The following is a 10,569-nucleotide window of genomic DNA, read 5'->3' as shown; positions in this document are numbered from 1 at the left end:
AATGTGCAAAGAATCGTTATAAAGGTAAGTTTTACGATATATGCTAACCAAAATAATGTATCCATTGTAAAAAATTCTTTCGTATTGAGGTAGTAATAAAATGTAGCTTGAATTTGGTCAGGATGAAGAAAATATGTACTGTCTAAAAGAGTATACAATTCGTAGATTAAAGCGAAGAAGGCGTTTTATGATAAATAGAACGCATTCCTTTAATCGGTGCTATTAAATAAAAAAAAGAAGGTACTCCCTTGATCATCTTTTATGAGAGATAATCATCAATAACCTTCGTTAAAAATTATATACGTAAATGAAAAAGAGTTCAACCGTATTACTTCTTTTCAAAAGAGCATAAAAAAGAACCGCTTCCTACTAAGAAGCGGTTCTTTTTTATATTTCTGTTAAAATAATCGGTTCACCGCGTGTTACGACAACTGTATGTTCACATTGTGCAACAAGGCTTTTGTCTGGTGTAACGAATGTCCAACCATCATCACCGCGCTCAATAATATGATCAGCTTTCATAGAAATAAATGGTTCTACAGCGATAACAAGGCCGTCTTTTAGAAGCGCATTATCCATTGGATCATAGTAGCTTAAAATGTGGTTCGGAGCTTCGTGTAAGCTAAGACCAATACCGTGACCAGTTAAGTTTTGGATTACATTATATCCATTTTTATGTGCAAAGTTAGAAACAGCACGACCAATTTGATTTTGTTTTGAGCCAGCTTTTACTTTTTTCATTGCTTCCCAAAATGAGTCTACTGCTGCTTGGCAAAGTTTTTCTTTTTCTTCATCGTCGCCAAGAACAAATGAGATACCTGTATCTGCATAATATCCGTCAAGTGCGGCCGATACGTCTACGTTTACTAAATCGCCTTCTTTTAATACGCGATCGCTTGGAATGCCGTGAGCAACTTCTTCGTTTACACTAATGCAAGTTACACCTGGGAATTTATATTCTTTTTCAGGCGCTGAAATAGCACCGTGCTCATCTAATACTTTTTTACCAATTAAATCAAGCTCTTTCGTTGTCATACCTGGCTTCGCTTGCTTTTTCATTTCTTCGCGTGCAAGTGCAACGATGCGGCCGATTTTTCGTAAACCCTCTAAATCTTGTTCATTACGAATAATCATGAAAACCACTGTCCTTCCTCGAATATATGTCTTATCCGATTGTATCATGTTTGTTTTTGTACTGCTACTCGCGTGCGGTATGCGGGTTGATTCCTCTCATAAAGAATACATGACAATTGTCATATTGATGTCATGACGCATCATACTGTTTCCTAACTTTTCCAGAACATACAATGTAAATATAAGAAACGGCGGGGGTGGAGAGATGGAAAAGATTATTGAAGTAAATGGTGTTTCTAAAACATTTAAACATAAAAAAGCAGTAAATAACGTTTCATTTCATGTAAATAAAGGGCAAATAGTAGCATTACTCGGTCCAAATGGTGCGGGGAAAACAACGACAATTTCAATGATGCTCGGATTAAAAGATCCGACAGAGGGGAATGTCTCTATATTTGGAAAGAGTCCGAAGCATAGAGATGTTCGTAATAGCCTTGGTGCGATGCTACAAGAAGTAAGTGTGATTGATAGTATCACGGTAGAAGAGGCAATTGAGTTATTCCGTAGTTATTATACGAATCCAGTAGCGAAAGAAACATTACTTCAGCTATCAAATTTAGAATCAGAGCGAAAGCAAAGATGTGAGAAATTATCGGGCGGTCAAAAAAGAAGGTTAAATTTTGCACTGGCACTTGCAGGAAATCCAGAGTTGTTATTTTTAGATGAACCAACTGTAGGGATGGACATAACATCTCGAAAAACGTTTTGGGAAACGATTAGAAAATTAGCAAGTGAAGGGAAAACGATTATTTTAACAACACATTATTTAGAAGAAGCGGATGCGCTAGCAGATCGAATTTTATTATTTGCGAACGGAAAGATTATCGCAGATGGCACACCAGATGAGATGAAAGCGACGATTTCTCGAAAAACAATCTCGTTTTATTCGAAAGAGAAAATTCCTAAGAGTTTACTAAAGGAATTACCGCATGTAACAGAAGTACAGTCAAATGAAGGGCGCTTCACTTTAACGACGGAAGATACAGATGCCACTTTACAAGCAATTTATCAGAGGAATCTACCTGTAACAGACGTTTCAGTTGAACGTGGAAGCCTCGATGAAGCATTTGAACAGTTTGTTGCAAATCAGAAGGAGGGAATCGCATGAGAGCATTATGGATGCAATGTAAAATAGAGGTTTTACGTACGTTCCGCAATAAATTATTCATCTTTTTCTCATTATTAATGCCAGTTATGTTTTATTACATCTTTACAAATGTTGTTCAAGTCCCGCAAAACGGAGATGCATGGAAAGCACATTATTTAATTTCAATGGCGACTTTCAGTATTGTAGGGACTGCCCTTTTTAGTTTCGGTGTGAGACTTTCTCAGGAAAAAGGGCAAGGATGGACACATTTGTTAAAAATTACACCGCTTCCAGAGGGAGCATATTTAGCAGCAAAGATTATTGCTCAAACAGTAGTGAATGCTTTTTCAATCTTAGTTATTTTTATGGCAGGAATATTAATTAATAATGTCGAGTTAACAGTAGGTCAATGGATTGGTGCCGGATTATGGTTATTATTAGGCGTGACACCATTTTTAGCACTCGGAACAGTAATAGGTTCAATCAAAAAGGCGGATGCAGCTGCTGGCCTGGCTAATATTTTAAATATGAGCTTAGCTGTAGTTGGCGGATTATGGATGCCAATTGAAGTATTCCCAAAAGTATTAAGAACGATTGGAGAATGGACACCAACATATCACTTCGGAAGCGGGGCATGGGATATTGTAGCTGGAAAATCAATTGGATGGGAAAATATCGCGGTACTAGGAGGTTATTTCCTTATATTTGTTGTAGTATCAATATATATAAGAAAAAGACAGGAAGCGGTATAAATGATAGAGAAGAAGAGGATTGAGATTTTTCCGAAACAGATGGGTTTCTTTCCATATATGTGGTTAGTGTATCTGTTATTTCCAATTTATAATTTAACACAAGTATCAGGGGGGAAGCTTGCAATAGGGATCGGTATGTTGATGGTTTTCATCGTCACATACCGTCAACTGTATTTTGTGCAGAAGACGTTCATTTTGTGGGCGTGTATTCAAATGTTACTAACCTTTTTATTTGCTGTATTTTATAATCCTTTCATGATTTTCTTTGGATTTTTTACGGCAAGTGCGATGGGATTTGCGCCAAGTAAAAAAGTATTTCGATTGTTGTGGGGCCTGTTAATTGTAATGCTGGGAGCTTTTATATTTGTAAACTTTAATCAACTAACAACTACAAGTTTAGTGAATATAGTTCCAATGTTTATTTTAATGCTACTTACACCATTTGGAATGCGTAATTTTAATCAAAAAAAGATGTTAAAGAATCAATTAAATGAAGCAAACGAGCAAATTAAAGATTTAGTAAAACGTGAAGAACGGCAGCGAATTGCAAGAGATCTTCATGACACATTAGGGCATACGTTATCTCTTATCACTTTAAAAAGTCAGCTCGTGGAGAAGTTAATCGTAAAAAATCCAGAGCGTGCAAGTATAGAAGCCAAGGAAATTACACAAACATCTCGTACCGCTTTAAAGCAGCTGAGGGAATTAATTTCTGATATGCGCATGATTACAGTAGAAGAAGAGCTTGAGCAAATAAAAGCAATCTTACAAGCAGCTAACATTGAATTGGAAATAAAGCAGGAAGCGAGTGCGAGTTCGTTATCACCAATTGAACAAAATATTTTAGGAATGTGTTTACGTGAGGCTGTGACGAATGTTGTAAAACATAGTAAGGCGACGCGGTGCACAGTCTGTGTAGTAGAATTGCAAGGTGAGTTGATTTTGAAAGTAGAAGATAACGGAATCGGTTTAGAGGAGCAAAATCATGATGGAAACGGTATTCGTGGTATGAAGGAACGAATTGCCTTAATTGATGGTCTAGTGGAGCTAGATACCGTTAATCCAGGGACGCTGTTAACGGTGAAAGTTCCAATTGTAATTAGAACGGGGAAAGATGAGGTGAGGGCATGATTCGAATTATTATTGCAGAAGATCAACGAATGCTTCGTGGTGCATTAGGAGCCCTGCTTGATCTAGAGGATGATATTGAAGTAGTTGGGCAGGCTGCGAATGGGGAAGAGGCCTTAAAGTTAATTGAATCGTTAGAGCCAGATATAAGTATTATGGATATTGAAATGCCGATTCAAAGTGGTTTAGATGTTGCTGAAACGTTAAAGAAAGAAAAATCATCTTGTAAAGTAATGATTTTAACAACATTTGCACGACCGGGCTATTTTGAAAGGGCAATGAAAGCTGGTGTTCACGGATATTTATTAAAAGATAGCCCAAGTGAGGATTTAGCTTCGGCGATTCGTAACGTAATGAAAGGGAAACGAGAGATTTCTCAAGAGTTAATGTTTGGCTTATGGCAAGAGCAGAATCCGTTATCGGATCGTGAAAAAGAAGTGCTGTTACTTGCGAAAGAAGGAAAGACAGCAAATGAAATTGCGAAGGCACTTTATCTTTCACCTGGTACAGTGCGTAATTATATTTCTGAAGTATTAACGAAGCTCGATGCGAAAAATAGAATTGAGGCAATTACAATTGCGGAAGAAAAGGGATGGATATGAAAAAGAAGTTTACCTATAATCGGTAAACTTCTTTTTTATTATTGTACTTCTATTACTCTATTTACTTTTTGTAATGGTTTATAACCATGTGCTTCAAATGCTTTTGCAAATTCATTTGATACGGCATTTCCGTATAAATCTTTTGCAGCCTGTACGATGTGGGACTGAAGTGATTCAAAATCTTCAGCTGAAGTTGCGTAGTTTTGCAATGCCAGCATAACAACTTTACTTACCTTTTCATTGCCTTGTTTTTGAACAGCAACATTGTTATATGTCTTACCCTCAGCTAATTGATATAATACGTGACTAATGATACCAGAATTTACGTGCGACTCTTGATCATTTCCGTCATTATAGAAATCTTGTAAGTTTGTATATAGTTTGTTGCCGCCGTCACCAATTTCTCCCGGGATGTCACGGATTGTTAGGCCACCTAGTGTATCGCCCATAATCCAGTTTCCCTTATCTTTCTTTACATAATATTCGATTTGCGTGCCCCAGAAATCTGCTAGTCCTTCGTTTAACGCAGATGTTTCAGCGCTTGGATATCTCACAATTTTATTCTTTGTCGTACCACTAAATACAGCATGTCCAAATTCATGGGCTGTTACGTCAAGAGCAGAGGTTAATTTTCCATTTAGCCCGTCACCAAAGACCATTTGATTCCAACCTGGATGCCAAAATGCATTTACATAGTTTTCTTTTACACCATCACTAACTTCAGTAGAATCGAATCCGTGGACGCTAGCAACAACTTTCGAATCTTTATTATCATAACTTTTTAGATTATGTTCTTTCTTAAAATAGTCGTAAATATCACTCATATTTTTCATAACACCAGCCGCTTCTTTATCTGCAAAGCTCGAAGTGTTGCTTGAAATAAGTGTCCCTGGATAACCGGCTTGGCTATCGCCACCAAGAGAGTCGGCATAGTCTGCGTTATAAATATAAATACCATTTCCACGGGATAAATCAGCTAAATAAAATTTTCCGTCAGTACCTTTTGCGATATTAAATAATACATTTTCTTGTAGCGCATTTTTCCCAGTTCCTTGTTCTTTCGCTGGTGATAGTTTAGGTGCTGTTACTTGATTAATAGTTTTATTCTCTTTATTTTTAATGAACTTTTCTTGGAAAAGTACTTCACCAGTTTGTAAGTCCATGATTGCATTTCCGTTTATAATTTGCTCATTGTTTTCATAAGTAAATGTAAGGACCGTTGCGTATGTATAGTGCCCATCTTTTTTCTTATAAACTACCGTTTCGCTAGAAAATTCTGTTTCTGTCGCATCACTTGGAATTTGAAGTATATTGCGTAATTTAGATTTTACTTCATTTTTCGACAAAAAATTTGTTATAGTAAGATTAAGTTGTTGGTCTAAATTTTGGGCAACTTTACCACTAACAGTTGTAATTACTCCATTTTTATCTACTTTTACAATGAGATCTTGACCATATACTTTATAGTTTTTGTATGTTTGTGCAAGGCGTAATTCGGTTTGATTTTCTTTTGTTTCTTTATTTGTAGGTTGAAAATCGACATTCTTTTCAGTAGTAACTTGCTCTTGTTGAACTTTAGCCCCATTTACCTCACCTTTTAAATATTTTTTAGCAATATTCTCTTTTGTATCGTTTTGAGGTTGTGTTAATTTTCCGATTGTTAAACCAGGCTGAGCAATTTCAACTTTTACTTCATTTTTATCTAATTCTTGAGCGTGAATAGCTTCTATTGATAAAGGACAAAGAAGACCGAATGTAACGAAAGCACTAGCAAGTTTTCTATAATTCATCTATAACACTCCTAATCTTGTATTGTGTATGTGAGATGAATTGTATGAGAAATTTGCCGAATTTTATATATATTATGCATTATTTCATATCAAAAATTGTCGAATTCACATTATTGTAGTGGTATGACAACTTAAAAAAATTAGATTGTTATAATGGGATGGTGAGTAAGTATGCATGCAGAAAAATTAGGAAGCGAAATAAAGAAAATTAGGGTAATGAGAGGATTGACACAGAAACAACTCTCCGATAATGTATGTCATCAATCGGAAGTGAGCAGAATTGAATCGGGCGCGGTATACCCAAGTATGGATATCTTGCAAGGTATCGCAGCAAAATTACAAGTTCCCATTATTCATTTTTATGAGGTACTCATTTATTCCGATATTGAGAAGAAAAAGCAGTTTAAAGATCAAATTATTGTACTTTGTAAGCAAAAGAAATATAAAGAAATTTATAATAAAGTATGGAATGAACTGAAAAAGGAAGAATATCACCCTGAGTTTCAGCAGTTTCTTCAATGGCAATATCATGTATCTGCGTATGTGTTGAAGAAGATTGATTATGAATATTGTATTCTAGAGTTAAAAAAGCTACTAAATCAACAATTAACTGGGATAGATATGTATCAAAATCTTTATATAGAAAATGCAATTGCAAATATTTATGCTGAAAATAGCTATTTTAAGAAGAGCATTGAGTTATTTGAAGATATATTAAAACAATTAGAGGCATTGCATGATAATGAAGAATTTGACGTGAAGTTAAGGTATAATCATGCAAAAGCATTATACTTAGATGATCAATATGAAGAGTCACTTTATCAAGTAAATAAAGCGATTGAAATATCGTGCCGAATTAATAGTATGGCATTAATTGGACAGCTATATTATCAAAGAGGTGAATGCCTAGGGAAGTTGGAGTACGATGGGGCAGAGATTGAAGATGCATATAAAAAGGCAAGTTTCTTTTTTGATATATTAGAAATGCATGCATATAAAGAAGCGCTCGCAAATAAAATCAGTAGATAAACAGCCTAAAAAATGGATATGCATAATTGCATACGATATGGATAAATTTTCATGATATATTAAAAGAAAAAACGTGGGTGATGGAATATGAAGAAACTACTTATTGGTAGTCTATTAACGTTAGCGATGGCATGGGGTATTTCACTAGGGGATACAGTTTTAGAGAAAAGCCAAGTAATTTCTCATAACGATCAAGAGGTACAATTAGCTGCAGATCTACCTTTTGAATATTAAAAAAAACAACCGTCTTACTTAGACGGTTGTTTTTTTGTGGAGTAACATCCAAACATCTTTACTAGAAACAGGTTTGCTAAAGAGGAATCCTTGAATGTGGTCACAGTTTTGCTCGTGTAAAAACTTCCATTGTTCTTCTGTTTCTACACCTTCCGCAATAACCTTTAAATTTAATTCTTTTGATAGCGTAATAATGGAAGCGATAATCGCTTCTTCTAAAGGGCTATTTGTAATTCCACAAATAAATTCTCGAGCAATTTTTAATGTATTGATTGGATATTTCGTTAAATAAGCTAAAGAACTATAACCAGTTCCAAAGTCATCAATTGAAATTTGAATACCGAGATTTTGAAGTTCTTCTAGTTTAGCAATTACAGAATGATTTTGATTAATCGCGATACTTTCTGTAATCTCAATATCTAGCGCTTCCGGATTTAGTTCGGTTTCTTCCAAGACTTTTGAAATAGTTGATATTAAATCTGCGTGATTGAATTGAACAACAGATAAATTTACACCAACCTTTAAGTGAGAAAATCCTTGGTTATGCCACTTTTTTGCTTCTAAGCAGGCGGTACGTAAAATCCAATTACCAAGTTCAATAATAAATCCTGTTTCCTCTGCTAGAGGAATGAATTGGGCGGGGGATACAATTCCGAGTTTTGGATGTTTCCAGCGAATTAATGCCTCAAAACCGATAATTTGTTTTGTTTTTGTATTTACTTGTGGTTGATATTCAAGGAAAAATTCATTTTGTTGTAGAGCTTTTGAAAGTTCACCTTCTAGGAAGTGTATTTCATTTTGCGCAATACTCATTTCTTTTGAGAAGAAAATAAATCTATTTTTTCCATTAGCCTTTGCTCGATACATAGCCATATCTGCATTTTTCATTAATTCGGTTACATCGGTTCCGTAGTCAGGGTACATCGCAATTCCGATACTCGGTGTAACAGAAAGTTCTTCATCTTTAATAAAGTAAGGCTTATTTAAAATAGTTAAAATTTGTTCAGCCATAAAAGAAGCACTTTTTTCAGAGTACATATCTGGTAATAGAATCGTAAATTCATCTCCGCCTTGGCGGGCAACGATATCTTTTGAACGCAAACATCCACGTAATCTTTTTGCTACTTCAATTAATAATAAATCTCCGACATCATGGCCGAGTCGATCGTTAATTTTTTTAAATCGATCTAAGTCGAGGAACATGACCGCAACGTCATTAGTGGTGTTTTGAGCTGTATTTAAAATCGTTTTTAAATCTTTTTCGAATTTCCGTCGATTCGGTAGTCCTGTAAGTGCATCATGGAAAGCCATATGCTCTACTTGCTTTTGTTTTTCATATAAAGTTGTAATATCACGTGCGATACCAAACATCCCAACAACTTCTTTATTTATAAAAATAGGGATGAATGTAATGTGAAGGTGATAATAATAGCCTTCTTTTTCTTTTGTACGAATTTCTAGAGTTTGTGGTCTACCTTCTTTTGTAATTTGTAAAGATTTCTTCAATAATTCATGATCTTGTGGATCAATGAAGTGTTGAAGAGAATAGCTTGTTACTTCACAATAATAGGCTGTAAATAAACTTTCACAAGCCTTATTAGATTGTTGAAAAATCCCGTTCATATTTAAAGAAAAAACAGCATCAGGATGATCTTCGAATAAAGATTTATAACGTTGTTCACTTTTTGATAGGGCAGATACGCCTTCTTCAACTTCATCTTCTAGTTGTGTAGTCAACTGTTCATACGTATCGATTAATACTTGATTATCTTTCCACATGTAAAGTTGTCGTAGGAATAATAATACTAGTGATAATACGAGACCGATTAGCATGAACTTATCATCCCAAGGTTGAATAACAACAAAGGAAAAAGTAATGATTATACTAAAATAAGGTAATATAAAGCGTACATAATCGAATCGATAATATTTCGTTTTCGTTTCATGTTGCATTGGTTTATCCAAAATGTACAGTATGGAAGACAAACCAATTAATAAAATTGAAGCAGTATGTATTAAGTAAGAGACTTCAGAAGAAGTTTCCATCCCTGCGTTTAATTGAAACAGATGTATATATCCGTACACAAGTATGATAGTAAAGCCGATAATTAATGAAATTCTGCTAGAAGAATATTGTTCTCTTCTATATAGGCTAATAACGGCGTAAATTACTAATGATTGTGCAATAAAGTATCCAATTAAAACCCAGGTATCTGTTGTTAACATACGAAAGCTTGAAAGATCCAAAATAAAAGTTAAGGTAAAATAAATATTCATAATAACAATAAAGATGCTATCGAATGAAAATTGAGCAAGGCCTCTAATAGAGTAATGTTTTATGAACTTTATAGCAAAGCCAGAGAAGAGTAAAATATATTGTACGATGAAAAAGGGCAACGCCTTATATGAGAATATGACTTGATCATATATAGAAAGTGAATGAAGAAATAAAGTTATTTCCATAGCTAATCCACATATACAAGTGCATAGTACTAGAACCCAAAATAGTTTGTCACCGTGCTTCATCTTCTTAATTGCTTTATATAAGCAATAGCAAGAAAAGAGTGTAGCAAAACAAAATAAGAAGAGAATTCCAATTTCTTTTATATTTAAATTCCTAGGGATAAGGAATATCCAAAGAGAAAATATAATTATATACATCATGACAAATTGTACATATTTTTTTTGATTAATCATATAATGGCTCCGTTTCAATAAAGTTGAATCACAGGGGGAAAATGCTAATTTAAATAATAGCATATAAAACAGGAGCTTTTTTACTATAAGAAATACTTTTTGAAAAAAATAGCGCA

The 10,569-nt window shown here is 34.5% G+C and carries 9 protein-coding genes; 6 read left to right on the top strand and 3 right to left on the bottom strand.

Features of this window, described 5'->3' with window-relative positions; genetic code table 11:
• Positions 1–387 precede the first annotated feature (387 nt).
• Positions 388–1,182: a type I methionyl aminopeptidase gene (map, locus tag MHH66_RS26705; RefSeq protein WP_061673820.1), complete on the bottom strand. Its 795-nt coding sequence runs from the start codon at positions 1,180–1,182 to the stop codon at positions 388–390.
• 157 nt (positions 1,183–1,339) lie between these two features.
• On the opposite strand from map, the gene MHH66_RS26700 reads away from it, so the two are divergent.
• From MHH66_RS26700 to MHH66_RS26685, 4 genes are read left to right on the top strand one after another with little or no spacing between them, the layout of a single operon-like run.
• The gene (locus MHH66_RS26700) at positions 1,340–2,242 is read left to right on the top strand and encodes an ABC transporter ATP-binding protein (RefSeq protein WP_061673819.1); all 903 of its coding nucleotides are present in this window, start codon (positions 1,340–1,342) and stop codon (positions 2,240–2,242) included.
• Entirely contained in the window at positions 2,239–2,973 is a 735-nt protein-coding gene (locus tag MHH66_RS26695) for an ABC transporter permease (RefSeq protein ID WP_078185025.1), read from the top strand. The genes MHH66_RS26700 and MHH66_RS26695 overlap by 4 nt, the downstream gene beginning before the upstream one ends.
• Positions 2,974–4,104 (top strand): sensor histidine kinase, encoded by a 1,131-nt coding sequence (locus tag MHH66_RS26690; RefSeq protein ID WP_078185026.1) that lies wholly within the window; start codon positions 2,974–2,976, stop codon positions 4,102–4,104.
• Entirely contained in the window at positions 4,101–4,703 is a 603-nt protein-coding gene (locus MHH66_RS26685) for a response regulator transcription factor (protein ID WP_044438293.1), read from the top strand. Before MHH66_RS26690 ends, MHH66_RS26685 begins: the two co-directional genes overlap by 4 nt.
• A gap of 38 nt (positions 4,704–4,741) precedes the next feature.
• Here the strand turns inward: MHH66_RS26685 and MHH66_RS26680 are convergent, their stop codons facing one another.
• On the bottom strand, positions 4,742–6,493 hold the full coding sequence (locus MHH66_RS26680; RefSeq protein WP_078185027.1) for a M4 family metallopeptidase: 1,752 nt from the start codon (positions 6,491–6,493) through the stop codon (positions 4,742–4,744).
• 171 nt (positions 6,494–6,664) lie between these two features.
• On the opposite strand from MHH66_RS26680, the gene plcR reads away from it, so the two are divergent.
• A complete protein-coding gene (plcR, locus tag MHH66_RS26675) occupies positions 6,665–7,522 on the top strand; it encodes a transcriptional regulator PlcR (RefSeq protein ID WP_078185028.1) in 858 nt (285 codons plus the stop codon).
• A gap of 87 nt (positions 7,523–7,609) precedes the next feature.
• Positions 7,610–7,756 carry a quorum-sensing peptide PapR gene (locus MHH66_RS26670; protein WP_078185029.1) on the top strand — a complete coding sequence of 49 codons (147 nt, stop codon included), beginning with the start codon at positions 7,610–7,612 and terminating at the stop codon, positions 7,754–7,756.
• Between the two features lie 18 nt (positions 7,757–7,774).
• Here MHH66_RS26670 and MHH66_RS26665 read toward each other — a convergent pair whose 3' ends face one another.
• On the bottom strand, positions 7,775–10,453 hold the full coding sequence (locus MHH66_RS26665; RefSeq protein WP_078185030.1) for a DUF4084 domain-containing protein: 2,679 nt from the start codon (positions 10,451–10,453) through the stop codon (positions 7,775–7,777).
• Positions 10,454–10,569 lie beyond the last annotated feature (116 nt).

Origin of the sequence: Bacillus sp. FSL H8-0492, from assembly GCF_038006145.1 — a bacterium.
In the GTDB taxonomy this organism is placed as follows: Bacteria; Bacillota; Bacilli; order Bacillales; family Bacillaceae_G; genus Bacillus_A; species Bacillus_A mycoides.
The sequence above is the reverse complement of the archived record's forward strand: the minus strand, read 5'-3'. Positions and strand labels throughout refer to the sequence as shown.

Coding starts and splice junctions, on each gene's coding strand:
- MHH66_RS26680 (WP_078185027.1), bottom strand. CDS start 6,493: ATGAATTATAGAAAACTTGCTAGTGCTTTCGTTACATTCGGTCTTCTT.
- MHH66_RS26695 (WP_078185025.1), top strand. CDS start 2,239: ATGAGAGCATTATGGATGCAATGTAAAATAGAGGTTTTACGTACGTTC.
- plcR (WP_078185028.1), top strand. CDS start 6,665: ATGCATGCAGAAAAATTAGGAAGCGAAATAAAGAAAATTAGGGTAATG.
- MHH66_RS26685 (WP_044438293.1), top strand. CDS start 4,101: ATGATTCGAATTATTATTGCAGAAGATCAACGAATGCTTCGTGGTGCA.
- map (WP_061673820.1), bottom strand. CDS start 1,182: ATGATACAATCGGATAAGACATATATTCGAGGAAGGACAGTGGTTTTC.
- MHH66_RS26700 (WP_061673819.1), top strand. CDS start 1,340: ATGGAAAAGATTATTGAAGTAAATGGTGTTTCTAAAACATTTAAACAT.
- MHH66_RS26670 (WP_078185029.1), top strand. CDS start 7,610: ATGAAGAAACTACTTATTGGTAGTCTATTAACGTTAGCGATGGCATGG.
- MHH66_RS26690 (WP_078185026.1), top strand. CDS start 2,974: ATGATAGAGAAGAAGAGGATTGAGATTTTTCCGAAACAGATGGGTTTC.
- MHH66_RS26665 (WP_078185030.1), bottom strand. CDS start 10,453: ATGATTAATCAAAAAAAATATGTACAATTTGTCATGATGTATATAATT.